The sequence below is a fragment of the Microbacterium pumilum genome (assembly GCF_039530225.1).
Lineage (GTDB): Bacteria > Actinomycetota > Actinomycetes > Actinomycetales > Microbacteriaceae > Microbacterium > Microbacterium pumilum.
Map to the genome: position 1 here is coordinate 1884438 of NZ_BAAAOH010000001.1, position 24084 is coordinate 1908521.

Here is a 24084-nt window from a genome sequence, read left to right on the forward strand (position 1 = left end):
ATCTGGGGCCGGGGGTGTGGGCGAGCCCCGCTAAACTCCCGGCATGGCGTCGGAGCGCATCACCCTGACCGTCCCCGGTCCGGACGGAGACCGCGAGATCGGGCTGTCCAGCCCGAACCGCGTGCTCTGGCCGGATCTCGGCATCACCAAGCACGAGCTCGCGGAGTATCTCCTCGCGGTCTCGGGCCCGTTCATCTCCGCGAACGGCGATCGTCCGGTGTCGCTCGAGCGATTCCCCGAGGGGGTCGACGGTGAGCGGTTCTACTCGAAGAACCCGCCCAAAGGAGCACCGTCGTTCGTCGAAGCCCAGACCGTCACGTACAACAGCGGGCGGCGGCATCCGCAGCTCATCCTGACCGAGATCGCGACCGCGGTCTGGGCGGTGCAGATGAACACGATCGTCTTCCACCCCTGGGCCTCGCTCGCATCGAACACCGACAACCCGGTCGAGCTGCGCATCGACCTCGACCCCCACGGCAGCACCGGTTTCGCCGAGGCTGCGGCTGTGGCGCCCGCCATGCGCGACGTGCTCGCCGAGGCGGGGCTGACGACGTTCATCAAGACGAGCGGCAATCGCGGACTGCATCTGTTCTGCCCCATCGAGCCGGCGCACGAGTTCCTCGATGTACGTCACGCCGTGATCGCGGCGGGTCGTGAACTAGAACGGCGGATGCCCGAAAAGGTCACGATGAACTGGTGGAAGGAAGAGCGCGGCGACCGCATCTTCATCGACTTCAACCAGGCCAATCGCGATCGCACGATGGCCGGCGCGTACAGTCCTCGCGCCCTGCCCGGTGCGACGGTGTCGACGCCGCTCGCCTGGGATGACGTGGCGGATGCCGATCCCGCCGCATTCACCGTGCGCTCCGTGCCGCAGCGCCTGGCCGACGTGGGCGACCCGTGGGCGGACCTGCTGGCGAAGCCCGGACGCATCGACACGCTGCTGGAGTGGTGGGAGCGCGACCTTTCGGACGGCGTCGGCGAACTGCCGTTCCCGCCCGACTTCCCGAAGATGCCGGGCGAGCCGCCCCGCGTGCAGCCCAGCCGGATCAACCCCGAGAACTGGACTTGACCGCGGGGGTGCGCCCAGGCGTTTCGTCTCGCATCGCTCGCTCAACGACCGAAGGGCGTCAGTCGAGCACGCCGCCCAGGTCGTAGGCCGACGCCGTCTCGATCTGCTCATACGTGCACGACTCCGGCTCGCGGTCCGGGCGCCAGCGCTCGAACTGCACAGTGTGCCGGAAGCGCCAGCCCTCGAGTTGGTCGTAGCGCACTTCGAGCACGCGCTCGGGGCGGAGCTTGACGAACGACGAATCCTGGCGTGACGGCGCGAAACGCGACTTCTCGCCCTCGCCCTTCAGCGCCTCGCCGTCTTCATCCCGCCGCACCAGGGGTGCGAGCTCGTCGATGAGTTCGAGCCGGCGTCGGTTGCTCCATGCCGCGACACCGCCGACCGGGTAGAGCTGTCCGTCCTCGGAGTAAAGGCCCACCAGCAGCGAGCCGACGCCCTCGCCGGACCTGTGGATGCGGTATCCCATCGCGACGACATCGGCGGTGCGAGCGTGCTTGATCTTGAACATGGTGCGCTTGTTCGGCGCGTACGGCTGCGAGAGCGGCTTCGCCACCACACCGTCGAGCCCCGCTCCCTCGAACTCCGCGAGCCAGCGCTCGGCGAGTGCGGGGTCATCCGTCGTCCGCGTGACGTGCACCGGATGCGGAACCCCTCCGAGCAGGTCGACGAGTTCTGCTCGCCGCACCTCGAACGGCTCGGGCTGCAGGTCGCGCTCACCGCGCGCGAGCAGATCGAACGCGATGAACATGGCTGGTGTCGTCTCGGCGAGCATGTTCACGCGGGATGCCGCGGGGTGGATGCGCTGCGTGAGCGACTCCCAGTCGAGCCGCTGCGCCCCCGGCTCGCCCTTGGGCACCACGATCTCGCCGTCGATGAGGCACGGTTCGGGGAGCAGCCGGGCGAAGGCCTCGACGAGCTCGGGAAAGTAGCGGGTCAGCGGCTTCGCCCCGCGGCTGCCGATCTCGACATCCGTGCCGTCCCACGACACGAGCGCACGGAACCCGTCCCATTTCGGCTCGAAGCTGAGGCCGCCCGGCGTCTTCGACGGGTCGGGCACCGCGGGAACGGACTTTGCGAGCATCGGCGCGGGGATCTCGTAGGGCATGCGACCATCCTGCCGTCGGCCGCCGACGCGCGCGAGCGACGGAGACCGTGTATCTCACCGTGCCGGGGGTGCTCCTCCCTGTGTGACGACACTCTTGGAGGCTCCCGAGCGACGGACCCGCCGCGCATCCTCGGCGCGGACCGGGGTGCTCCCTCGCGCTCGGTTCTGGATCCGGCGCTACGGACCGGCCGAAGCCGCGTGCCTTGCCACCATGCTCGTCGCAAGCACGATCGCCGCACGATTCACCGAATGGCCGCCGCTTCTCGCCATCGCCGCCATCGCGGGGGCGACGGTCGGCTTCTACGGTGTGCTGGTCCTCACAGTCCTGCGGGAACAGCTTGCGCTGCTCGGTCGCGGTCGCGGTCGCCTCCCTCGCGCGCTCACGCGTTCGCTGGCGCTCCTGCTCGCCGAGTTCGGTGTCGCGGAGATCACCGACACCTTCTTCCTTCGGCCGACGCTCATGATGGCGGGTGTCGTGCTGATCGTCGACCCCGTGTGGGGCCTGCTCGCCGGCAAACTTGTCGCCGACGTGCTCTTCTATGCCGTCGCGGCCGTCTGCTACCGGATCACCGAGCGAACCGGCATCCGGAGGCCGCGACGGCGGCTGCGGCGCCGCCGCGACGCTGCCTGACGGGTGCCGACTCTCGCCGCCACCCGTCTTCTCACGCGGACGGCCCGGCGAGCGTGTACGCGGTACGGTGAGCGCCGGGACGCCGATTCCACAGACGGTGCCACACCGAGGTGTCATTCGGTTCCGGCTGGGCTGCTCCCAGGGCGGCGTAGCGTTCGGCGTGACTCGACCGCAGCTCGCGTTCGCGCTGCTGCTCGGTCTGGCGAAGGGTGGTCACCATCAGAGCGCTGTAGGTTGCGACATCCATTTCGATCTCCTGTCTGTGCCGTTCACGGCTTCGGACAGGTACGACTCTGCTCGCCAAGGCGGTCCGCCCTCATCGGACGAATGCCTTATCTTCTGGCCGGAGGTGCCTTAGGCGCTCAGGGGGCCTCGAGGCTCAGGCGAAGGCGCCGACTCCCGTGATATCGCGGCCGATGAGCAGCGCCTGCACGCTCTCGGTGCCCTCGTAAGTGTGGATGGATTCGATGTCGGCCATGTGACGCATCACGCGGTGCTCGAGCAGGATGCCGTTGCCGCCGAGCATGTCGCGTGCGACGGAGGCGACCCGGCGCGCGGCGCGCGTGTTGTGGTACTTCGCGAGCGACGCCTGCGTCGGCAGCAGCTGGCCCGCCTGCTCGAGGTCGGCGAGGCGGCGGCAGAACAGCTGCATGCCGGTCAGCTCGTCGAGCATCTGCGTCAGCCGCTCCTGCACCATCTGGAAGCCGATGAGCGGCTTGCCGAACTGCACGCGCTGCTTCGCGTACGACAGTGCGGACTCGTAGCAGGCGGTCGCGTGACCGAGCGCCGACCACGCGACACCTGAGCGGGTCGCGTAGAGCACGGTCGAGGCATCCTTGAAGGTTTTCGCACCCGGCAGGGCCGCCTCCGCCGGAAGCCGTACGTCGGTCAGGGTGATGTGCGCCTGATGGATGGCACGCAGCGATGCCTTGCCGAGGATCGGTCGTCCCTCGTACCCGGGCGTCTCCTGCGGCACCAGGAAGCAGCGCACCGCGCCGCGGCCGTCATCCGTCGGCACGCGCGCCCAGACGAACGTGATCCCGCCGGACGCACCGTTGCCGATCCACTTCTTGGCACCGTTGAGCACCCACTCGTCGCCCACCTGGACAGCCTCGGTCTCGAGTGACACCGAGTCCGAACCGTGGTCGGGCTCGGTGAGGGCGAAGGATGCGAGCACCTCGCCCCGCGCGACGGGCTCGAGGTACCGCCCCTTCTGCTGGTCGCTGCCGAACAGCGCGAGCGTGCGCAGCGCAAGGCCGCCCTGCACCGCGAGGATGGTGCCCATCGACCCGTCACCACGCGAGATCTCCATGTTGACGAGGCCCGCGGCGAGCGGTGACAGGTGCGTGATCCCCTCGTGGTCGATGCCGTCCGTGAACAGATCCAGCTCGCCGATGCGCCGTGCGAAGTCGAGGTTGTATTCGCCGCGGTCCCAGTAGTCGTCGATGACCGGGATCACCTCGTCGGCGAACGTTTTCGCACGATCCCACGCTTCGCGGTCGGCATTCGGGATGTCGCGGAACACCGCGTAGAAGTCCGTGTCGAGGCGGTCGGTGAGGTCGTACCCCTCGACACGCTGGCCGGGGATGGGGGTGAAGCTCATGAGTGCTGCTCTCGGGGTCGGTGCGCGTACGTCTCCAGGGTAGCGCGACGGGACTCAGTACCGTGCATCGTGGAACGCAGTGCCACTCGGGTTGCACGCGGCGGTCCGAATACGCGACGTGGTAGCGTGTGGCAAAACCGACTGGCCGGTATGCCCCTCAGGGCTGACACGAAGGAGTGCGCGTGCAGAGGTTTGCGGACAAGGTCGCCCTCATCACAGGCGGCAGCCGGGGGATCGGCTTCGCCATCGCGCGGCGGCTCGTCGATGAGGGTGCATCCGTCGTCATCACCGGACGCAAGCAGGAGTCGCTCGACGCGGCGCTCGCGGAGCTCGGGCCACGGGCATCCGCCCTCTCGGGCAAGGCGGATGACGCAGATCATCGCGACGCGGTCTTCGCCCATATCGAGGATCGGCATGGCCGGATCGACCACCTCGTCAACAACGCCGGCATCAACCCGGCGTATGGCCCGGTGCTCGACATCGACCCGGCGATCGCGCACAAGATCCTCGCGGTCAACGTGCTCGGGACGCTCGAGTGGACGCGGGATGCCGTCGCCGCGGGCCTCAGCGACTCCGTCGTGAACCTGTCGTCGATCAGTGCGCTGAGCGCCGCTCCCGGCATCGCGTTCTACGGGGTCTCGAAGGCCGCCATTGTGAACCTCACGATCCAGCTCGCGGCCGAGCTCGCGCCGGGCATCCGGGTCAACGCAGTCGCGCCCGCAGTGATCAAGACCGCGTTCGCGCGGGCGCTCTACGAAGGGCGCGAAGGGGAGGTCGCGGCGGGTTACCCGCTCGCGCGCCTGGGCGAACCCGTCGACGTCGCCGGTCCTGTGGCTTTCCTGCTGTCGGAGGACGCCGCCTGGATCACCGGCCAGACGGTCGTGATCGACGGCGGTGCAAGCATGCGTTCGATCGGATGAGGATGGCTCGCACGAAGGAGACCAACGTCGTCGACGACGTCACCGAGGCGGCGGTTCGGCTCTTCGCGGCTCAGGGGTACGCGAACACGAGCGTTCAGCAGATCGTCGACGCCGCCGGCGTCACCAAAGGGGCGATGTACCACTACTTCGAGTCGAAGGACGACCTGCTCTTCGCGATCTACGATCGGATGCTCTCGCTTCAGAAGTCGCACCTCGACGACATCATCGCGCGCACCGGATCGGTCGATGTGATCCTGCGCGCAGCCTGCGTCGACGTCGTCGAGACCTCGATCGAGTTCCTCGCTGAGGGCACGGTGTTCTTCCGCAGTCAGCACATGCTGAGCCAGCCCCGTCAGCAGGAGGTCGTGCGGAGGCGGCGCGAGTATCACGACGAATTCGCCGCGCTCATCCAGCGCGGGCAGGACGAGGGTCTCTACCGCACCGATATCCCGCGGGCGGTGCTGATCGCGAACTTCTTCAGCGACATCCACTATCTGTCTCATTGGTACGACCCCGACGGGCCGGAGGAGCCGACTCTCGTGGCCGAGCAGATCACGGACCTCTTCATCACCGGGCTGAAGGGCGCGAAGGATGCCTGAGCCGCTGCCCTCGGACCCGCCGGAGTCGATGCGCGCCTGGCGTGTGACGGCGCTGGGCGAGCCGGCCGAGGCACTGAGCCTCGATGTGCTTCCGGTGCCGCAACCCGCGCCCGGCGAGGTGCTGGTGCGCGTGAGCGCGGTGGCGGCGAACTTTCCCGATGTGCTGCTCGCCCGGGGTCGATACCAGGTGCGGCCCGAGCTGCCATTCGTGCCCGGAATCGAGTTCGCAGGTCGCGTCGCGTCGCTCGGCGAGGGCGCGACGGACTTCATCGTCGGCGATCGCGTGGTCGGGTCGAAGATCGGCGTGCTCTCGGAGTACACCGTGCTGCCGGCATCCGACGTATGGGCGGCGCCCTCGTCGCTGAGCGATGTCGAGGCCTCCGGGTTGACCGTGGCGTACCAGACCGCCTGGTTCGAACTGCACCGCCGGGCCGCACTGCAGCAGGGCGAGTGGATGCTCATCCACGCCGCCGCGGGAGGGGTGGGCCTCGCCGCGGTGCAGCTCGGCGCGGCGGCCGGAGCACGCGTGATCGGCGTGGTCGGCTCCGACGCCAAGGCGCGGGTCGCGAAGGATGCCGGAGCCGAGGTCGTGCTGGTGCGCGGCGCCGACGACATCGTCGGCGGTGTGAAGGCGGCCACGAGTGGCCACGGCGCCGACGTCGTGTTCGATCCGGTCGGGGGCGAGGCATTCGACGCGTCGACCAAGTGCATCGCGTTCGAGGGCCGGATCATCGTGGTCGGCTTCGCCGGCGGCACGATCCAGACCCTGCCCGCGGGGCATGTGCTCGTGAAGAACTACTCGGTCGTCGGACTGCACTGGGGGCTGTATCCCGGCATGCGGCCCGACCTGATCGCCGTCGCACGGCAGGAGCTGACACGGCTCGCGGACGAGGGAGTCGTTCGGCCGGTCGTCGACCACGTCGTGCGGTTCGAGGCTGCCCCTGATGCACTGACTGCTCTGGCGGCAGGATCCACCGTCGGACGCGTCGTCATCCAGGTCGCGTCGTGATCGACCTCGACGGCCGGGTGGCGATCGTCACCGGCGGAGCCCGTGGGATCGGCGAGGCGTACGTCCGCGCGCTGCACACCGCGGGAGGCAGGGTGGTCGTCGCGGACATCCTCGATGACGAGGGTGCAGCACTCGCCGGGTCGCTCGGCGACAGGGTTCGTTTCGTGCATCTCGATGTGACGTCCGAGGAGCAGTGGGATGCCGTCATCCGATTCACCACTGACGCCTTCGGCTCAGTCGACGTGCTCGTGAACAACGCGGGCATCGCGAATGCGGCGCCCATCGAACACTTCACGCTGGAGAAGTGGAACGCGGTGATCGCGGTGAACCTCACCGGAGTCTTCCTCGGCTGCCGGGCCGTGGTGCCGCAGATGAAGCTCCAGGGGAGCGGCTCGATCATCAACATCTCGTCGGTCGAGGGGATGCGGGGCAGCCCCGGGCTGCACGGCTACACGGCGTCGAAGTTCGGCGTGCGCGGACTCTCGCAATCGCTCGCCGTCGAGCTCGGGCCGAGCGGCATCCGCGTGAACTCGGTGCATCCGGGCTTCATCCGCACGCAGATGAGCTCGAGGATCGACCCGGTCCATCTCGACATCCCGCTCGGCCGTCCGGGTGAGCCGTCCGACGTCGCCGGGACCATCGTGTTCCTCGCCTCGGACGCGTCGGCGTTCACAAGCGGCGCGGAGTTCGTCGTCGACGGCGGGATGATCGCCGGCATTCCGCACCGGTAGTCGCGGCCGCCCGCGTCGACGAGCGCAGGACGATCGACCGATTCAGGTCGATGTCGCGCCGATCGTCCTGAATCCGTCGATCGTCCTGATGCGGCGGAATCGCGAGCCAGGTCAGGAACCGCGGTCAGCCGCGCAGCTCGGCGCGGCCGAGGCTCGAGAGGTGCACCTCGTCGGGCCCATCGGCGATGCGGAGCGAACGGATGCCGGCATACAGTTCGGCGAGCGGTGTGTCGGATGACACGCCCGCCGCCCCGTAGACCTGGATTGCGCGGTCGATGATCGTCTGCACGGCGCGGGGCACCGCGATCTTGATGGCCTGGATCTCGGTCATCGCGCGCCGGTTGCCGACCGTGTCCATGAGCCAGGCGGTCTTGAGGACCAGGAGCCGCAGCGCCTCGAGCTGGATCCGCGACTCGGCCGCCCACTCGCGGATCACGCCCTGCTCGGCGAGCGTGCGACCGAACGCGTGCCTCTCGTTCGCCCGCGAGCGGATGAGCGACAGCGCTCGCTCTCCCATGCCGAGTGCCCGCATGCAGTGGTGGATGCGTCCGGGGCCCAGGCGTGCCTGGGCGATCGCGAAGCCCGATCCCTCCTCGCCGATCAAGTGGGAGGCGGGCACGCGCACCTCTTCGAAGGCGATCTCGGCGTGACCCCCGTGATCGCGGTCGTCGTAGCCGAACACGGTGAGCGGCCGGACGATGCTCACCCCGGCGGTGTCGCGCGGCACGAGGATCATCGACTGCTGCCGGTGACGATCCGCGTCGGGGTCGGTCTTGCCCATCACGATGAAGATCGCGGCATCCGGATTCATCGCCCCGGTCGACCACCACTTGCGACCCGTGATCACGTATTCGTCGCCATCGCGGCGGATGCGGGTGCCGATGTTGGTCGCATCGGACGAGGCCGTGTCGGGCTCGGTCATGCAGAATGACGAGCGGATGTCGGCGCGCAAGAGGGGAGTGAGCCACTGCTCTCTCTGCTCGGCGCTGCCGAACTGGGCGAGCACCTCCATGTTGCCGGTGTCGGGCGCGGCGCAGTTGAAGGCCGCCGGCGCGAGGCGCGGGCTCCACCCGGTGACCTCCGCCACGGGCGCATACTGCAGGTTCGTCAGTCCAGCGCCCTCCTCGCCTGGGAGGAAGAGGTTCCACAGCCCCTGATCTCGAGCCGCAGACTGCAGGTCGCGCACGATCGGGCGCACGCTCCACTCATCCGGCGCCGCAGCCAGCTGCTGGTCGAGCACCTCCTCGGCCGGGAGCACATGCTCCTCGAGGAATACACGGGCGCGGGCGGTGAGCTCGCGCGTCCTGTCATCGGGCGCGAAGTCCATCAGCGCACCTCCAGTCCTTTGCGGGCGAGCGGCTCGACGAGCGCGCCCATCCGATCGAATCCGGCGCCGACGGTGTCGCCGGCCTGGTAGCGGTAGTGGATCCCCTCGAGGATGACTGCGAGCTTGTATGCGGCGAAAGCGCGATACCACCGAAGATCCGGGATGCCGATCCCAGCCTTTTCGGCGTACACCTCGACCAGCTCGTCGAACGAGGGATAGCCGGCCGCCGGGTCCACCGCACTCGGCACCGCACCGGCAGAGCCCGCTGGCAGATTGGCGATGTCCCAGTACAGCGCGAAGATGCCGAGGTCCACGAACGGGTCGCCGAGCGTCGCCATCTCCCAGTCGAGGATCGCCGAGATGTGCGGCGAGTCGGCTTCGCCCACGACGAGCGCGTTGTCGAGGCGAAAGTCGCCGTGCACGATCGCGGAGCGGCCGGATTCCGGCATCCGCGCGGAAAGGGTCTCCTGCAACGCGTCGAGCGACGGGGTCTCGCGGGAGCGCGATGCGTCGAGCTGGCGGCGCCACGTGGTGAGCTGGCGGAAGAGGTACCCGTCGGGCCGACCGAAGTCCTCGAGGCCCACCGCGGCGGGGTCGACGGCGTGCAGTGCAGCCAGATGGCCCATGAGTTCGAGGCTGAGCGAGCGGATGCCGCGGCTCGAGTAGCGGGCGTTCTGGGCCGCGTGCGCGAGCACCTCGCCGGGCGCCCGCTCCATCACGAAGAACACGGTGCCGGTCACTCGCGAAGCTTCGGTGTCGTCCACGATGTCGACCGCGGTCGGAACCGGGACCCCGCTGTCGGCGAGGGCTGAGATGACCCGATGCTCCCGTCGCATGTCGTGAGCACTCGAGAGGACGTGACCGAGCGGCGGCCGGCGGACGATCAGAGATAGATGGGCGCCCTCGACGGCGTAGGTGAGGTTGCTGCGCCCACCGGCGATGACCTGGGCGGTGAGGGGCCGGTCGGCGAGGGCGGGATGGGCGTCGGCGAGCCACGTCGTCAGGCCCGCGACATCCAGCCCGGGAACCTCGGTCATCGTCGACCCTGCCTCTCGCTCGGCCCGCGTTTCCGAGGTTAGTGGACTTTGAGCATACCGGATGGTCGGTATGTCCATTGGCTCCCTGTACGCGCCGACGCCCGACGGCGCCTGTCGGGCCGTCGGTAGGGTTGCCCCGTGAGCGAGCCCGGATACGACAAGGTCCGATTCATCGGATACGCCATCCCGACGACGCCGGCGCAACTCGTGGCGATCGGAGACCCGGACGGCAGCGGCATGGTCGCCGGCACTTATCCGGCGTCCGCGGACTTCGATGCCGACATCCGCGCCCGCGCCGCCGTGCTCAAGACTGACGTCGACACCGCGAAGCACGCGCTCGCCGGTCACGACGACCCGACGGTGCTGAACGTCTTCGTCGCGCCGGAGTTCTTCTGGCACGGCCGGATGGGTCCGTATGTGCACACCCCGACGGATGCCGATCCGGCCGACGCGATCCTCGAGGTGCTGCGCGAGGCGCTGCCGGCCCTGGAGTATCCCGGATTCCTGTTCGTGCTCGGGACCGTGGTCACCGCAGCGGTGGCGGACATCGACGAGGTGCTCGCGGGATCGTCGACGGTCGCGCGCAATGATGTCGTGCGCGCGCTCGGCGAGGCCTGGCTCGCGTCGGCGGGCCCGATCACCGACGTGGTCATGGACTCGCTCGTGAACTTCATCAAGAACGGCCACGCCTACCCTGCGGTAGAAGTGCGCAACCGCGCGCTGGTGATCAGCTCGGCTGCCGTCCAGATCGGCAACGGTGAGCCTGTCACGGTCCTGACGACGGAGAAGTACTTCGATTCGAACGAGGATTTCCTGCTGTGGGATGTCACGGGCCGGCCCATCATCACCGAGCAGATGACCGCCTATCCGGTGATCGACCCGTCCGGCGGCGATGTGAAGTCGACGGCATTCGACCCTTACTCCGTCTTCCGTCTGCCGAACACCGCCGAGCCCGTGCACATCGCGATCGAGATCTGCCTCGATCACGCCGATCACCGGCTGCGCAAGAGCCTGCCGCGCAATCGATGGTCGAGCCCCGATCACGGCATCGACCTGCATGTGATCCCGTCGTGCGGGATGCAGCTGCATCCACCCGCCGTGGCGGCCCGCGCCGGCGGCTGGGCATTCAACTGCGACGGCGAGTACCCGCTCGGAACGGTCGCCGACGCGGGGACGGGCCAGCACGGCGTGGTCGCGGGAGTGGACTGCGCCTTCGCAGACTACGTCGACTCGGCGAATCCCGGCTACGGCGCGCATACGCAGCTCGCGTTCATCACTGCGGGAGCGGCGAAGTCCGACCCCCAGGCGCCGGGCGCCGTGAACGCCCACTTCGCCGTTGCGCCGGATGTCACGGTCGTGGTCATTCCGGTCACCGTGGTCGCGGATCTCGGCTCGCACTTCGCCGGTGGCCCCGGCGCCATCCACATCTACGGCAGGGAGACGCCACTCGCCATTCGCGGATGAGAGCCCGTGGTCAGGGCAGGAGATGCTCCTCGATCGCCGTGCGGACGGATGCCGGCACCGGCGTCGGGCGCCGGGTTGCGGCATCCACGAACACGTGCACGAAGCGGCCTGTCGCGATCGGGTCGTCGTCGCCGGGTGCGCCGCCGTCACCGCGATCTCGAAGGATGCCGAGCGACCACGTGACGCTCGTGGTGCCGAGACGCTCGATGGCGAGGCCCACCTCGAGCGGTTCGGGGAAGCTCGCCGAGGCACGGAACTCGCACGACGATGCCGCGCACAGCGCGATGGCGCCGCCGCCCGCGGGGTCGAGGCCGGCGGCCGCGATCATCCATGAGTTGACCGCGGTGTCCATCGCCTCGTAGTACACGGTGTTGTTGACGTGGCCGTACTGGTCGTTGTCGTTCCATCGCGTGGCGAACGGCACCCGCACGCGGAACTCGGGGCGCGAGCCGGCCGCGGGAGCCGCGGTCATGCGTCGACGCGCAGCAGCAGGCGGAACGCGACGCGGGCACGCACCGAACTCGGCTGATCGCCCGAGATGAGGTCCGCGTAGGTGAAGGACTCCGACATCCGCACCAGCAGGTAGGCCAGCCCGGCGGGGTCGATCGCACCGTCGAGCGGTGCGTCCCCGAGTTCGCGGCGCACGAGCCACTCGGTCGTCGCGACGTAGCGACGCTGAATCGGGCTCTCTTTGGTGGTGAGCATCCGCAGCGCGCGGGTGGGCTCGCGCCGGATGAACTGGCGGAAGTACTCCGCCGTGATCAGGTCGTCCACGAAGTGCGTCAGGATGTCGGCGACCCGCTCGCCGCCGGTGGTGTCGGCATTCGCATGCTCGGCCTGCACCAAAGTCGGGACCGCGAGCGACCACAGCACTTCACTCAGGAGCGCATCACGGTTGCCCACCCAGCGGAAGAGCGACGTGCGATCGACGCCGAGCGAGAGAGCGAGCGACCCCATGTCGATGCGCCGACCTGCGATGAATGTGTCACGAGCGACGTTGAACGCGCGCCGCGCGTCGGGGTGCGAGCCATCGGCCAGTCGCTCGGACAGCCAGGACGGCGCAGCATCCGACCCGACCGTCGCGATCGTGGCGGATGCGGCCGCAGTGCTCGTCATGGCGGGACTCTACTCGCGTCCGAACCCCGCCCCCGCAACGTTCTCGCTTTCGTTGCGCCCGACCCCACCGGTTACGGACGCGACACGCCGTCGCCCGCCGCGCGCACGCGGCGTGTCCCGTCCGTAACCGGACTCGGCAACGCAGTCAGGAGCCGAACCGCTCGATGATCCGCGCGGCGATCGAGCCGGGGGACATCTCCGGCGAGCCGTGGTGGGCGCCCTCGAGGGACTCGTATTCCACCGTCGGGAGGGCATCGGCCAGCGCCCGCGCGGTGTGGTGGAAGAACGTCTCGCTCTTCGAGCCGACCATGACGATCGTCGGCGCGCTCAGTCCGCTCCAGCGGTCGACCGGCAGTGAGCCGCCCTGCTGTGTGCCGTCCAGCACCGCGAAGTCGTAGCGGAGCGTGTGCGCAAGACCCTTCGCGTGCCGCCAGAGCGGCAGCATCCGCATGATCGCAACGGCGAAGCGCGGCATCCCGATCGCCTCGATGAAGAACGTCCGCACGGCACCCGATCGATCGCCTGCGGCAACGGATGCGGCCACGCGTGCCGGAAGGTCCGCTGCGAGCGGCGGGTGGGAGTCGTCGCAGATGAAGGGCGGCTCGTACGCCACGAGTCCGATCACGCGGTCGCCGAGGCGGGAGGCAGCCTCCAACGCGAGCGCCGCGCCGGACGATGTGCCGAAGAGCAGGGCGCGGCCGCCCGCGGCATCGATGAGGGCGGCGATGTCTTCGACCTCGCGCGCAGGATCAGCTGAGTCCGGATGCCGGTCGCCACTGGCATCGCGGCCGCGCCGGTCGTAGCTCACCACCGAGAACGCGCGCGCGAGCGCTGCGGAGAGCTTGGCCGACCCGGTGTGGGAGGACAACGCCGGGTCGATGAGGATGATCGTCGGGCCGGCTCCTGCCCGGTAGGTCGCGATCTCGGTTCCGTCCGCCGAGCGGACTGTCGTGGGGGTTTCGGTGATCGTCATGGTCTGCTCCTGAGGAATCGGTCGAGTCGGTCGAATCCGCCCGCCCAGCCCTCGACCATTCCCATGGCCGCGATCTGCTCGAGGCGGTCGACCGAGGTGAAGCGCGTGCGCAGCACGAGGCGGGTGCGGGCGGGATCGACGCCGGTGAACTCGACCGTCACCGCGTGCGACTCCGGATCGAGGTCTGCGCCGGTCTCATCGGAGAAGCCCTCGACGTACGAGAGCACCGAGCCGTGGATGACCTCGCTGTAGACCGCCCGAATCCAGACGTCGGGCGCTGCGCCGGGCACTCCCATGCCGAAGTGCCACAGTCCGCCCGGCCGCACATCGAGCGCACGAACCGTGGTCACCCAGCCTTCCGGTCCCCACCATGCCTCGAGGGCTTGGACGGTGGTCCAGCTGCGCCACACGGCATCGACCGAGCCGCGCAGCTCTCGTTCGAGCACGATCTCGCGCGCTTCGAGGTTCTTCGACACCAGCAGCTCGCTCACGACGTCGCCTCCGTCCGGTCGAGGTGGGCCTGCAGGCGGTCGAGCCGGTCATCCCACAGCGAAGCGAAGGTGTCGAGCCATCTATCCAGCTCGGCGAAGCGGGACTGTTCGAGCCCATAGATGCGGCGCTTGCCGTCGACGCGGCGATCCACGATCGCGACATCGCTGAGCACCTTCAAGTGCTTCGAGACGAGCGGCTGACTCAGGCCGAGCCGGTCGACGATGTCGCCGACCGAGCGCGGCCCGTCGCGCAGCAGCTCGACGATGGCGAGCCGGTTCGGCTCAGCGAGGGCGGACAGCGTCTGGATCACGCCATTCAAACTACCACCCAGTTATATGAACCACAAGTGATGTTTCAGCGACGTCAGGCCTCGGGGACGAACAGGCCGACCGTCTGTGCGACCAGCGCAGGACGCTCCGAGCCCTCGAGCTCCACGGTCGTGGTCAGGCTCACGCGGTACCCCTGCGGCGCAGATTCGACCGCTGCGATCTCGGTGACCGCCCGCACCCGCGACCCGGAGGGCACCGGCTGCAGGAACCTCACGCGATCGAGCCCGTAGTTCACGACCATGGCGGTCCCGGCCACCGAGAGCAGCCCCGATGTGAGCCGGGGGAGCAGCGACAGGGTGAGATAGCCGTGCGCGATGGTCGTGCCGAAGGGCCCGGATGTCGCCCGCTCCGCATCGAGATGGATCCACTGCCAGTCCTCCGTGGCGTCGGCGAACGCGGCGATGCGATCCTGCGTGATCTCGTACCAGTCGCCGGTCGCGGTCTGCCCGACCGCATCCGTCAGATGGGTGGGAGAGTCGACGACGATCGTCATGCGCGAGGACCTCCGGCGACGTACAGCACCTGGCCCGAGACGAAGCCGGCCTCTTCGGAGCAGAAGAACGAGACCGCCGCGGCGATGTCGTCCGGGTAGCCGGCGCGGCCGACCGGGACCTCGGCGGCGCGGGCGGCGATGAACTCGTCCATCCCGACACCGATCCGCTCGGCGGTCTGCCTGGTCATGTCGGTGACGATGAAGCCAGGCGCCACGGCGTTCGCGGTCACGCCGTAGCGGCCGAGCTCGATCGCCAGGGTCTTGGTGAGCCCCTGCATGCCGGCCTTCGCCGCGGCGTAGTTCGCCTGACCGCGATTGCCGAGCGCCGAGGTGCTCGAGAGGTTCACGATGCGCCCCCACCCGGCCGTGACCTGGTGCGCCTGGACGGCCCTCGACATGAGGAACGCGCCGCGCAGGTGCACCGACAGCACCGAGTCCCAATCGTCCTCCGACATCTTGAACAGCAGGTTGTCGCGGATGATGCCGGCGTTGTTCACCAGGATCGTCGGAGCGCCGAGCTCTGCCTCGACGCGGGCGACGGCATCCGTCACCGCCGTGGCATCCGCGACGTTCGCGCCGACGGCGAGTGCTCGGCCGCCGGCATCCGTGATCGCGGCGACGGTGTCGGCGCAGTGCGCTTCGTCGAGGTCGAGCACGGCGACGGCGTGACCGTCCGCGGCCAGCCGCGTCGCGGTCGCCGCACCGATGCCGCGTGCGGCGCCGGTGACGATGGCGGTTCGAGTCATGAGGGGGTCCTTTCGGGGGAATGGGGAATCAGAACGTGATGAGCTGACGCAGCTCGCCGCCTGCCGCCAGCCGGTCCATGGCTTCGTCGAGATGCTCGAGGTCGATGTGCGACGAGACCAGGCGCTCGAGCGGCAGGCGTCCGGCGCGCCAGAGCTCCACGTAACGCGGGATGTCGCGGCTCGGCACCGCGGAGCCGAGGTAGCTGCCGACGATGGTTCGCGCCTCGGCGGTGAGCCGCAGCGGCGAAATGCTCGCCCGGGCCTCGGGAGCCGGCAGCCCGGCGGTCACGGTCGTCCCACCCGGCGACGTGAGATCGAACGCGGTCTCGAACGCGCGTGCCGACCCTGCCGCCTCGATGACGACGGGCGCACGGATGCCGCGCTCGGCGGCGTCCGCCGGGCTGAATGCCGCCGATGCCCCGAGTTCGCAGGCGAGATCCAGCTTCGCGGAGACGGCGTCGACGCCGACCACCTCGTGGCCGAGCGCGCGGGCGACGAGGAGTGCCGCCATCCCCACGCCGCCGAGACCGACGACGATCAACGGCGCTGCGGGCTCTGGGCGCCCGGCGTTGATCACGGCGCCGCCACCGGTCAGCACCGCACAGCCGAGCAGCGCGGCGATGTCGGGCGGCACATCCGCATCGACCGGCACGACGGAGGTCCGGCTCACCACCGCGTGCGAGGCGAATGCGCTCACGCCGAGATGATGGTGCACCGCCTGGTCGACGCCGCCGACCGAGCGATGCAGGCGGATGCCGCCGCCGACCAGGGTTCCGGCGTTGTTGGCGGCGGTGCCGATCTCGCAGGGCAGGCGTCCGTCGGCAGCGCAGCCGGCGCAGGCGCCGCATCTCGGCAGAAACGTCATGACGACGCGGTCGCCGAGTGCGACATCCGTCACCCCGTCGCCCACCTGCTCGACGATCCCCGCGGCTTCATGGCCGAGGAGCATCGGCGTCTGTCGCACGCGGTTGCCGTCTACGACGCTCAGGTCGGAGTGGCACACGCCGGCGGCCTCGATGCGCACCAGAAGTTCACCGGCGGCGGGCGGATCGAGGTCGATCTCGCCGACCGTGAACGGTCGCGAGGCCGCGAACGGCGCGGGTGCCCCCGACCGCTCGAGGACTGCTCCTGTGATCCGCACGCGACCTCCTCGTCGGCGATGATGGGGCTCTCGCACAACGGCGCCCTCTGACGCCCAAGGCGTAGGTTTCTCAGGCCGCGGCGCGGCGCGCGATCCGCGCGCGGCGGATCCACTTCTCGACCTCGACGAAGATCGGCACGACGAGTGCGAGGCCGATGCAGATCAGCCACTCGTTGCCGGTCAGCGACACCGTTCCGACCAGTCTCTGCAGGAAGCCGATCTCGACCGCCGCCACCGTGAGCGCCAGCGGAATCGAGAGCCACTTCACCGCTGCGAGGATCGGCGCCGTGAGGCCTGGTTCGGGATCGCGCCGCATCGCGAGTCCGCCCAGCACCGCCCCGAACGCGGCGATCACGAAGGTCATCGTCACGGGCACGTTCGGCTCGGTGGAGCTCAGCTGGTCGGGGTACAGCAGGAGCGGGATGAGCGTCATCAGGAACAGCAGTCCGCCGTAGACGAACCACAGGGTGACGGCTCCGCCGTTGGCGATCGTCTTCTTCGGGTTGCGCGGGGGCTTGAGCATGATCCCATCCGGCACCGGATCGAGGAGGATCACGATGACCGGGAAGATCGAGATGAAGAAATTGAGGAACAGGATCATGATCGGCGTGAGCGGCACGCCTTTGTTGATGTCGAAGATGCTCGCCACGAGGAACAGCAGCACCAGTGAGAACAGCTGCGACATCTGGTAGCGGACGTAGCTGACGATCTTGTCGTAGATCGCCCGGCCGAGCTTGACAGCGGTGACCAGCGTGCCGAAGTTGTCGTCGACCAGGATCATCTTGCCGGCCTGCTTGGTCACCTCGCTGCCCGAGCCCATCGCGACGCCGATGTCGGCTTGCTTGAGTGCGGCCGCGTCGTTCACGGCGTCACCCGTCATGGCGACGACATCGCCGGTCTCCTGCATGAGCCGGGCGAGGCGCAGCTTGTCTTCGGGAGTCACGCGGCCGAAGACGTGCAGGTTCGGCAGAGCCGCCTTGAGCTCGTCGTCCGTCATGGCCTGGATGTCGGCACCGCTCGCGGCACCGGGGCCGAGGCCGAGCTTCGCGCCGATCGCGGCAGCGGTGATCGCGTGGTCGCCGGTGATCATGCGCACCTCGATGCCGGCCTGGTGTGCGATGCGGACGGCTTCCTTCGACGAGGGGCGGAGCGGATCGATGATGCCGACGAGCCCGACGAGGGTGAGGTCCTTGACGCCGTCCATGGGATCGGCGGGAAGGGCGGCGCCCGGCTCGAAGCGGCGGACGGCGAACGCGAGCACACGCAGGCCCTGCTCGGACAGCTCGCGGTTCGCGTCGAGGATCGTCTGGCGCGCGTTGTCGATGGCCACCGGGCCGCCTGCCGTCGCCACCGACGAGCACCGGTCGAGGACGACATCCGGACCGCCCTTGACCAGCAGGATGGAGCGCGTCACACCCTCCTCGCTCAGGTCGTGGTACGTGCCCATGAACTTGTAGGCGGAGTCGAAGGGCACCTCGGCAGTGCGCGGATACTGCGCACGGGTGAGCTCGGCGTCGGCGCCCATCTTCGCTGCGAGCACGATGAGCGCAGCCTCGGTCGGGTCTCCGACCACGACCCCGTCGTCGGAGACTGTGGCATCGCTGCAGAGCGTCAAGCCGAGAGCGAGGTTGCGGAAGTCGGGGTTGGGAGCGCCGGCGACGCGGCGGATCTCACCGGTCTTCTCGTAGCCGTTGCCTGCGACGGTGAACCACTCACCCGTGAAGTAGAGCGACTCGACCGTCATCTCGTTCATCGTGAGCGTGCCGGTCTTGTCGGAGTTGATGGCGGATGTCGCGCCGAGCGTCTCGACATCCGTGAGGTTCTTCACGACCGCGTTGTGCTCGGCGAGCTGACGCGAACCGAACGACAGCATGGCCTGGACGAACGACGGCATGCCGGTCGGGATCGCCGAGATCGCCATGGAGATGCCGAGGAGGACCACCGATGCGAGTGGCTGGTCGCGCACCAGTCCGAAGATGATGATGACCGCCACCGCGCCCCAGGCGATCCAGCCGAGGACGCCGGTCAGCGAGTCGAGTTCACGCTGCAGCGGCGACTTCGCCTGCTTGACGGACGAGAGCATCGACGCGATCTGACCCATCTGGGTGGTCATGCCGGTGTCGGTGATCACGACGGTCGCGGTGCCTCTGGTGACCTGGGTGTTCTGGAACACCGAATTCGCCCGGTCGCCGAGAGTCGTGTCGGGGTCGGGGATGGTCGCGGCATCCTTCGGGATCGGCGCACTCTCTCCGGTGAGAGCGGCCTCCTGCGTCTCGAGGGTCGCCGAGCGCAGGATCCGCCCGTCCGCGGGCACGATGTCGCCGGCCTCGATGGCGACGATGTCACCGGGCACGACGTCGGTCGCGGGCACCTGCAGCAGGCTGCCGTCGCGGAAGACCTTGGCCAGCGGGATCTGCATCTTCGAGAGTGCGTCGACGGAGGCCTTGGCCTTCATCTCCTGGCTGGCACCGAGGAACACGTTCAGGATCACGAGTGCGCCGACCACGATGCCGACGCTGATCTGGCCGATCAGGAGGCTGATGACCGCGACGATGACGAGCATGACGTTCATCGGGTCGGCGAGCTGGCTGAGCGAGACCTGCCAGAGCGACGGCGGCTTCTCGGCGGCGATCGCGTTCGGGCCGTGCTCGGCGAGGCGGCGCGCGGCCTCGGCCTGCGTCAGGCCGCGGTCGCGATCCGTTCCGAGCGCGGTCACCACCGCGTCGGCTTCCTGCGTGAACCAGGGTACAGGCGACGATGTCTCCACGGTGCTCATGGCATCACGATAGGCCGTGGGGCACCACACTGGGGAGCACATCCCGGGTGTCCGGGGGATCGTGTCGGTCAGTCGAGCCTGTCGCGGAGGCGCCGTGCGACCTCTGCCTGCGGCATCCGTCGCGGGAACACCGCGACCACCACGTCGTCATCGGCCGCGCCGGCGCCGTCGGGATGCACCCCGTAGCGGCGGAGCACATCGTCGAGCGCGGCGTGGAGGACGCCGCGGCGCACCCGATCGCCGCGCAGCAGCTGGCGCAGCACGTGGTTGTGCACGGCGGCCACGAGCGCGGCGAAGCCGACGGCATCGAGCGGGTCGAGCCCCGGAACGGCGGAGCGGAGGTACTCGTCGAACAGTCGCTCGTACCGGAACACCATGACGATCTCGCGCTCGCGAAGCGCGGGCACCTGGCGGACCACACGGTACCGGCGCCGCGCGACCTCAGGATCGGCCACGAAGTGGCGGAAGACCCGCTCGGATGCCTCGCACACCGCCACCCACGGATCGCGATGGCCCTTGGCCAGCCACGCGCGCAGTTCGCTGAGCAGCACCTCGTGGTCGGCGAAGACGACGTCCTCCTTGCCGCCGAACTGCCGGAAGAAGGTGCTTCGAGACACCCCGGCTGCCTGCGCGATCTGCTCGACCGACGTCGCTTCGAAGCCCTGGCTCTCGAACAGCTCGAGAGCCGCGGCGACGACGTCGGTGCGCGCGGCGGACGGGGAGGAGGTCTCGCTCATCGAGATGAGCCTAGCCCCGAGCCGCATGCTCGCGGCGGCGCACCCGGCGCCAGGACGGGTGCGGCCCGGGCCGTGCGGCGAGACCCCTCCTGAACGCGATGCCGCGCCCTATCATTTGCTCATGTCGGGGCGTGCACCGTGACGCGGCGCAGTCGGCGTCGGGCCGTCGCGTGGGTCGCGGTCGTGGGCGCAGTGGTCGTCGGCAGCGCCGGTCTGGTCGCCGCGAGCGATCCCCGCGGCCCGGAACTCGGCGGTGCAGCGGCGGCGTATGTGCCCGAAGACGGTGCCGCCGACTGGGTTCAGATCGAGGGACAGAGCGGGCCGCAGCAGCGCGAGAACGGGGTGACCGTCGCGGTGCCGGTGCTGTTCGAACTGCCGGAGATCGCCCGCACGGCGGCGATCGCCGGGTACACCGAGGACGAACTTCGAACGGCACGGCACTGGACCGTCCGAACCACGCCGGCCGACGTCGCCGGCGGGCAGAGCTTCGTCACCACCGACCTCTACTCGGTGACAGCCGCAGGCGTGCGCCTCGTCATGTCTCTCGGGGCGGCGAACTCGTTCGTCTTCCAGCCTGGTCCCGTCGTGCTCGCCCCCGACGTCCGTGACGGCGCCTCGTGGACGAGCGAAGGCGAAGGATGGTGGGTCTCTGCGCCGCAGCCCGGTGAGGAGACACCGGCGGTCCAGGTCAGCTATTCGGGCGTGTACTCGGCAGGCGCGGTGCGTGACGACTTCCTCGCCGAACACGACGGGCAGGACTGCCTGCAGGTGGACGGCAGACTCGAACTGGTCGAGGCGACCACGCCTGCGAGCGGAGAGGTCGTGTTCGACGAGGCCGTGCTCTGGTGCCCGGCACGCGGCGCGGTGGCGAGCGTGACATCCGTCGGTGGCGGCGCGCCGGTGCGGAGCGGTCCCGCTGACCCGGCCCCGTTCGATGCGCCCGTGACGACTGTCGCGGCATACGACTGGCCGGACGACTGGGCTGTACATCCGCTCACGGTCGCGCACGTCGATCCGCTGTTCGGTGAGACACCGCTCGCCCTGACCCCCGCCCTGCAGCCGGTCACGCTCGGAGCCACGCTCGCCGTCCCGGACGGCAACACCGGCAGCGTGGGGCTGTTCGCCCGCGATGGCGACGTGCTCCGGCGAACCGCCATCCTGCGTCCAGGCGGGGACGTCAGCGTGCTCGGCGCCGCCGAAGGCGTGCTGCTCGCCGCGACGACGCAGCGGAACATCGTGGCGTATACGACCGACGGCATACGTCGGTGGGTGGCCCCGATCGGCGACGTCCTCGTGGCACCACCGATCGCTTCGGGTACCGGGAACGTGCTCATCGCAGGGGTCGACGGACGCGTGCGAGCCCTCGATGCGGGCACCGGCGAGGAGGTGTGGGCGACCGACGTGTCTCCTGACGCGCTGGACGGTCTGTTCCGGGCCGATGACGCGGCTGTCACGGTCGACCGAGCGGGTCGCGTGACAGCGCTGTCGCTCAGCGACGGGGCCGTGCGATGGTCCGCGGAAGAGGAGAACCTCGATGCGCTGACCACGACGGACGACGCGGTCTTCATCGCGCGCGACAACTCCCTCGTGAGACGGGATGCCGCGACCGGCACGCTTGCGTGGTCATCGCCCACCGACACCGGAGCCGACGGGGTGGCCGCGGTGGGCGACGCGATCGTCGTGCTCACGTGGTCGGATGTGCGCGCGTACGCCGCGGGCACCGGTGCGCCGCTCTGGCGTGCGGCGGGCGCGGATCGCGCCGTGACGGACGGAGACGTCATCGTGCTCGACGGCAGGGGACCGACGCGTGTGCTCGATGCAGGCGGTCGAGGTGAGGCGGACTTCGACATCGAGCCCGAAGGACTGGGCTCGGCGCGGTTCCTCGTGGGGGATGCCGATGGCGCCTGGGTGATCGACAGCATCTCCGGAACGACGTGGATCGGCCGATGAGCGAGACGACCGAACCGTCGGCGCCGGTGGGCCGGACCGGGAGCTTCGGGCGGGCGGTGTGGCTCGTCATCCGCGACTTCCTGGTGTTCGTGCTGGTCGAGCCGGTGCGCCGTGGACGGCTGCGCGGCTATCGCTGGCCACGCGGCCTCGCACCGGTGGTCGTCGTGGCCCTCGTCGGCTATGGGGTCGCGGCGGTCACGATCCTTGCAGCGCCACCGCTGCGAGCATCCTCAGCCCTCACCGTGAGCACGGGGGCGATCGATCTCTCCATGCCGCAGCTCGCGGTCGGCCCGATCCTCGCGCTCGTGGTGCTCGCGCTCGCGTTGGCACAGACGGCGGCACTCCACTCCCCGCTCTGGCTGACGATCGTGGTGACGTTCATGTCGGCACTGGTGCTGCTCTCGATCGGGGCGAACGACACGGGCGATGCCGGCGTGCTCTCGACCGGTCGGATCGCGTCGGGGCTCGCATCCCTGGCGCTCGTCGCGCTGGTCGTCATCCGGCGCCGCCGTGCCTACGCGTGGGGGGAGTTCGTCGCGGCGTTCGCGGTGATGGCGGCGGGAATCGGCGTGCCCGCGTGGATCGTGGGCCGACGCGGCTGGGTGTTCGGGCTGGAACCCGGCCCGGTCGTCCTCACGTCGATGATGCAGAGCATCGGGGCGCTGGCGATCCCGGCCGCGCTCGCCGCAGGGGCGGCGGTCGCCCAGCTGTCGTGCTCGATGGCGACCGAGTCCGTCGCGTCGGTGCGACGGCACCTGCACGTCGCGGTGTCGGCGGTGCTGCTCGCCGGACTCGTGGCGTGGCGCGTGTGGGCTGTTGCGGCGGATGTCGCGGCCGGCGACGGCACCAGCATCCCCGCCATCGCTGCGGCTGTGACCCTGCTCGCCCTCGTCACCGGCGGTTGGCTGCTCGTCGGGCGGGTGAGGGCGACATCGTCGCCGCCGTCGCCCGCCGACCTTGAGGCGCGGTTCAGCGCAGTCGCGCAGCCGATCGCCGCCTGGCTCACGATCGGCGTGCTGCCGTCGACGGCGCTCTTCATGCTGAGCGGGATGACGTTCTCGTACACGTTCGCAGATGGCCCGGCCGGGGTCATGAGCACACTAGGCGGGCTGGTGTCGGAGTCCATCGTGATCTGGGGAAGTCGTCTTGCGGTCGGGGCGGTGCTGATCGCGTTGGCGCTGCGGGACGCTCGACGTGGTCGGGGTGTGGCACCAGAGCTGTACGTTTCGATCGGCATCGTGATCGTGATGGTCTCAGCTCTCGCACTCGCCGGGCTGCAGTCCTGGGCGTGGACCGGCGAGGCGCTCACGATCATCGTCACCGTGGCGGCGTGCGGGCTGCTCGCATGGTGGCTGATCCGGCGGCGTCTCACGATCGGTCGAGGCGCGTCGATCGGCATGGTGCTGCTGATCGCGGCTCTGTTCGACCAGCGCAGCTTCGTGGAGGATCCCCTGCGGGCCGTGCTCGGCTTCACCGGGATCGCGTTCATCCTGTTCGGATTCATCTGGGCGATGCTCACCGGCGGTGGCACGGCGAACGGCACTTCGCGCCGCTACCCTCGGGCCAGCCGCGTGCTGTTCTTCCTCGCGAACGCCCTGTTCGGAGTCACTGTGCTCGCGGTCGCGGCCCTCGCGCGGGATCCGTCCGCCACCATCGACCTCTCGTCGCTCACCGGGCTCGGCGACCAGCTGCTGGGGACGGGGCTGCTGTCGGCCGCCCTGCTCGCCTGCCTGGCGATCGCGCTCACCGCCCGCGCGCGCGAGGTCGACTCCGAGCCCCCGGCCGTCGCGTCGGGGACTCCCGACGGGCGGTAGTAGGCTGGGGGATCGGTCG

At 69.5% G+C, this 24084-nt stretch carries 24 protein-coding genes; 9 read left to right on the forward strand and 15 right to left on the reverse strand.

Features of this window, described 5'->3' with window-relative positions; genetic code table 11:
• The first annotated feature begins 43 nt into the window (after nucleotides 1-43).
• Nucleotides 44-1072, forward strand: coding sequence for a non-homologous end-joining DNA ligase (ligD, locus tag ABD188_RS08300; protein WP_344060373.1), 1029 nt, complete (start codon nucleotides 44-46; stop codon nucleotides 1070-1072).
• 58 nt (nucleotides 1073-1130) lie between these two features.
• Here the strand turns inward: ligD and ABD188_RS08305 are convergent, their stop codons facing one another.
• Nucleotides 1131-2177: an ATP-dependent DNA ligase gene (locus ABD188_RS08305; RefSeq protein WP_344060376.1), complete on the reverse strand. Its 1047-nt coding sequence runs from the start codon at nucleotides 2175-2177 to the stop codon at nucleotides 1131-1133.
• Nucleotides 2178-2388: 211 nt separating this feature from the next.
• Here ABD188_RS08305 and ABD188_RS08310 point away from each other — a divergent pair, with 211 nt between their 5' ends.
• Complete coding sequence (locus tag ABD188_RS08310) at nucleotides 2389-2808, forward strand: hypothetical protein (RefSeq protein WP_344060379.1); 420 nt, start codon at nucleotides 2389-2391, stop codon at nucleotides 2806-2808.
• A gap of 31 nt (nucleotides 2809-2839) precedes the next feature.
• On the opposite strand, the gene ABD188_RS08315 is transcribed toward ABD188_RS08310, so the two are convergent.
• Both ABD188_RS08315 and ABD188_RS08320 read right to left on the reverse strand, forming a co-directional pair.
• Entirely contained in the window at nucleotides 2840-3055 is a 216-nt protein-coding gene (locus ABD188_RS08315) for a hypothetical protein (RefSeq protein WP_344060382.1), read from the reverse strand.
• A gap of 132 nt (nucleotides 3056-3187) precedes the next feature.
• Nucleotides 3188-4411 (reverse strand): acyl-CoA dehydrogenase family protein, encoded by a 1224-nt coding sequence (locus ABD188_RS08320; protein ID WP_344060385.1) that lies wholly within the window; start codon nucleotides 4409-4411, stop codon nucleotides 3188-3190.
• Between the two features lie 182 nt (nucleotides 4412-4593).
• On the opposite strand from ABD188_RS08320, the gene ABD188_RS08325 reads away from it, so the two are divergent.
• From ABD188_RS08325 to ABD188_RS08340, 4 genes are read left to right on the forward strand one after another with little or no spacing between them, the layout of a single operon-like run.
• The gene (locus tag ABD188_RS08325; RefSeq protein ID WP_344060388.1) at nucleotides 4594-5331 is read left to right on the forward strand and encodes an SDR family oxidoreductase; all 738 of its coding nucleotides are present in this window, start codon (nucleotides 4594-4596) and stop codon (nucleotides 5329-5331) included.
• 2 nt (nucleotides 5332-5333) lie between these two features.
• Complete coding sequence (locus ABD188_RS08330; RefSeq protein WP_344060391.1) at nucleotides 5334-5930, forward strand: TetR/AcrR family transcriptional regulator; 597 nt, start codon at nucleotides 5334-5336, stop codon at nucleotides 5928-5930.
• A complete protein-coding gene (locus tag ABD188_RS08335; protein ID WP_344060394.1) occupies nucleotides 5923-6939 on the forward strand; it encodes an NADPH:quinone oxidoreductase family protein in 1017 nt (338 codons plus the stop codon). The genes ABD188_RS08330 and ABD188_RS08335 overlap by 8 nt, the downstream gene beginning before the upstream one ends.
• Nucleotides 6936-7670, forward strand: a complete 735-nt coding sequence (locus tag ABD188_RS08340) for a glucose 1-dehydrogenase (protein ID WP_344060397.1) — start codon at nucleotides 6936-6938, stop codon at nucleotides 7668-7670. The genes ABD188_RS08335 and ABD188_RS08340 overlap by 4 nt, the downstream gene beginning before the upstream one ends.
• 124 nt (nucleotides 7671-7794) lie before the next feature.
• Here ABD188_RS08340 and ABD188_RS08345 read toward each other — a convergent pair whose 3' ends face one another.
• Nucleotides 7795-8997, reverse strand: a complete 1203-nt coding sequence (locus ABD188_RS08345; protein WP_344060400.1) for an acyl-CoA dehydrogenase family protein — start codon at nucleotides 8995-8997, stop codon at nucleotides 7795-7797.
• Nucleotides 8997-10034 (reverse strand): phosphotransferase family protein, encoded by a 1038-nt coding sequence (locus ABD188_RS08350; RefSeq protein ID WP_344060403.1) that lies wholly within the window; start codon nucleotides 10032-10034, stop codon nucleotides 8997-8999. Before ABD188_RS08350 ends, ABD188_RS08345 begins: the two co-directional genes overlap by 1 nt.
• A gap of 138 nt (nucleotides 10035-10172) precedes the next feature.
• On the opposite strand from ABD188_RS08350, the gene ABD188_RS08355 reads away from it, so the two are divergent.
• Nucleotides 10173-11498: a hypothetical protein gene (locus ABD188_RS08355; RefSeq protein WP_344060406.1), complete on the forward strand. Its 1326-nt coding sequence runs from the start codon at nucleotides 10173-10175 to the stop codon at nucleotides 11496-11498.
• Between the two features lie 10 nt (nucleotides 11499-11508).
• Here the strand turns inward: ABD188_RS08355 and ABD188_RS08360 are convergent, their stop codons facing one another.
• The 10 genes from ABD188_RS08360 to ABD188_RS08405 all read right to left on the reverse strand — a co-directional run bounded on the left by ABD188_RS08360 (nucleotide 11509) and on the right by ABD188_RS08405 (nucleotide 20301).
• Nucleotides 11509-11970 carry an acyl-CoA thioesterase gene (locus ABD188_RS08360; protein ID WP_344060409.1) on the reverse strand — a complete coding sequence of 154 codons (462 nt, stop codon included), beginning with the start codon at nucleotides 11968-11970 and terminating at the stop codon, nucleotides 11509-11511.
• On the reverse strand, nucleotides 11967-12614 hold the full coding sequence (locus ABD188_RS08365; RefSeq protein ID WP_344060412.1) for a QsdR family transcriptional regulator: 648 nt from the start codon (nucleotides 12612-12614) through the stop codon (nucleotides 11967-11969). The genes ABD188_RS08360 and ABD188_RS08365 overlap by 4 nt, the downstream gene beginning before the upstream one ends.
• A gap of 145 nt (nucleotides 12615-12759) precedes the next feature.
• On the reverse strand, nucleotides 12760-13587 hold the full coding sequence (locus ABD188_RS08370; RefSeq protein ID WP_344060415.1) for an alpha/beta fold hydrolase: 828 nt from the start codon (nucleotides 13585-13587) through the stop codon (nucleotides 12760-12762).
• Nucleotides 13584-14078: an SRPBCC family protein gene (locus ABD188_RS08375; protein WP_344060418.1), complete on the reverse strand. Its 495-nt coding sequence runs from the start codon at nucleotides 14076-14078 to the stop codon at nucleotides 13584-13586. Before ABD188_RS08375 ends, ABD188_RS08370 begins: the two co-directional genes overlap by 4 nt.
• Entirely contained in the window at nucleotides 14075-14389 is a 315-nt protein-coding gene (locus ABD188_RS08380) for an ArsR/SmtB family transcription factor (protein ID WP_344060421.1), read from the reverse strand. Before ABD188_RS08380 ends, ABD188_RS08375 begins: the two co-directional genes overlap by 4 nt.
• Before the next feature lie 53 nt (nucleotides 14390-14442).
• Nucleotides 14443-14901, reverse strand: coding sequence for a MaoC family dehydratase (locus ABD188_RS08385; protein WP_344060424.1), 459 nt, complete (start codon nucleotides 14899-14901; stop codon nucleotides 14443-14445).
• Nucleotides 14898-15647 (reverse strand): SDR family oxidoreductase, encoded by a 750-nt coding sequence (locus tag ABD188_RS08390; RefSeq protein WP_344060427.1) that lies wholly within the window; start codon nucleotides 15645-15647, stop codon nucleotides 14898-14900. The genes ABD188_RS08385 and ABD188_RS08390 overlap by 4 nt, the downstream gene beginning before the upstream one ends.
• A 28-nt stretch (nucleotides 15648-15675) precedes the next feature.
• Nucleotides 15676-16788, reverse strand: coding sequence for a zinc-binding dehydrogenase (locus ABD188_RS08395; RefSeq protein WP_344060430.1), 1113 nt, complete (start codon nucleotides 16786-16788; stop codon nucleotides 15676-15678).
• Between the two features lie 70 nt (nucleotides 16789-16858).
• Nucleotides 16859-19564, reverse strand: coding sequence for a cation-translocating P-type ATPase (locus tag ABD188_RS08400; protein ID WP_344060433.1), 2706 nt, complete (start codon nucleotides 19562-19564; stop codon nucleotides 16859-16861).
• Between the two features lie 68 nt (nucleotides 19565-19632).
• Nucleotides 19633-20301, reverse strand: a complete 669-nt coding sequence (locus ABD188_RS08405; RefSeq protein ID WP_344060436.1) for a TetR/AcrR family transcriptional regulator — start codon at nucleotides 20299-20301, stop codon at nucleotides 19633-19635.
• 138 nt (nucleotides 20302-20439) lie between these two features.
• Between ABD188_RS08405 and ABD188_RS08410 the strand changes: the two genes are divergently transcribed.
• Nucleotides 20440-22251, forward strand: coding sequence for an outer membrane protein assembly factor BamB family protein (locus ABD188_RS08410; RefSeq protein ID WP_344060439.1), 1812 nt, complete (start codon nucleotides 20440-20442; stop codon nucleotides 22249-22251).
• Nucleotides 22248-24065 carry a hypothetical protein gene (locus ABD188_RS08415; RefSeq protein WP_344060442.1) on the forward strand — a complete coding sequence of 606 codons (1818 nt, stop codon included), beginning with the start codon at nucleotides 22248-22250 and terminating at the stop codon, nucleotides 24063-24065. The genes ABD188_RS08410 and ABD188_RS08415 overlap by 4 nt, the downstream gene beginning before the upstream one ends.
• Nucleotides 24066-24084: the final 19 nt, after the last annotated feature.

Excerpts from the sequence above, each read along its gene's own strand:
- ligD (WP_344060373.1), top strand. The coding sequence starts at position 44 with ATGGCGTCGGAGCGCATCACCCTGACCGTCCCCGGTCCGGACGGAGAC.
- ABD188_RS08305 (WP_344060376.1), bottom strand. The coding sequence starts at position 2,177 with ATGCCCTACGAGATCCCCGCGCCGATGCTCGCAAAGTCCGTTCCCGCG.
- ABD188_RS08310 (WP_344060379.1), top strand. The coding sequence starts at position 2,389 with ATGCTCGTCGCAAGCACGATCGCCGCACGATTCACCGAATGGCCGCCG.
- ABD188_RS08315 (WP_344060382.1), bottom strand. The coding sequence starts at position 3,055 with ATGGATGTCGCAACCTACAGCGCTCTGATGGTGACCACCCTTCGCCAG.
- ABD188_RS08320 (WP_344060385.1), bottom strand. The coding sequence starts at position 4,411 with ATGAGCTTCACCCCCATCCCCGGCCAGCGTGTCGAGGGGTACGACCTC.
- ABD188_RS08330 (WP_344060391.1), top strand. The coding sequence starts at position 5,334 with ATGGCTCGCACGAAGGAGACCAACGTCGTCGACGACGTCACCGAGGCG.
- ABD188_RS08335 (WP_344060394.1), top strand. The coding sequence starts at position 5,923 with ATGCCTGAGCCGCTGCCCTCGGACCCGCCGGAGTCGATGCGCGCCTGG.
- ABD188_RS08345 (WP_344060400.1), bottom strand. The coding sequence starts at position 8,997 with ATGGACTTCGCGCCCGATGACAGGACGCGCGAGCTCACCGCCCGCGCC.
- ABD188_RS08350 (WP_344060403.1), bottom strand. The coding sequence starts at position 10,034 with ATGACCGAGGTTCCCGGGCTGGATGTCGCGGGCCTGACGACGTGGCTC.
- ABD188_RS08360 (WP_344060409.1), bottom strand. The coding sequence starts at position 11,970 with ATGACCGCGGCTCCCGCGGCCGGCTCGCGCCCCGAGTTCCGCGTGCGG.
- ABD188_RS08365 (WP_344060412.1), bottom strand. The coding sequence starts at position 12,614 with ATGACGAGCACTGCGGCCGCATCCGCCACGATCGCGACGGTCGGGTCG.
- ABD188_RS08370 (WP_344060415.1), bottom strand. The coding sequence starts at position 13,587 with ATGACGATCACCGAAACCCCCACGACAGTCCGCTCGGCGGACGGAACC.
- ABD188_RS08385 (WP_344060424.1), bottom strand. The coding sequence starts at position 14,901 with ATGACGATCGTCGTCGACTCTCCCACCCATCTGACGGATGCGGTCGGG.
- ABD188_RS08390 (WP_344060427.1), bottom strand. The coding sequence starts at position 15,647 with ATGACTCGAACCGCCATCGTCACCGGCGCCGCACGCGGCATCGGTGCG.
- ABD188_RS08400 (WP_344060433.1), bottom strand. The coding sequence starts at position 19,564 with ATGAGCACCGTGGAGACATCGTCGCCTGTACCCTGGTTCACGCAGGAA.
- ABD188_RS08405 (WP_344060436.1), bottom strand. The coding sequence starts at position 20,301 with ATGAGCGAGACCTCCTCCCCGTCCGCCGCGCGCACCGACGTCGTCGCC.
- ABD188_RS08415 (WP_344060442.1), top strand. The coding sequence starts at position 22,248 with ATGAGCGAGACGACCGAACCGTCGGCGCCGGTGGGCCGGACCGGGAGC.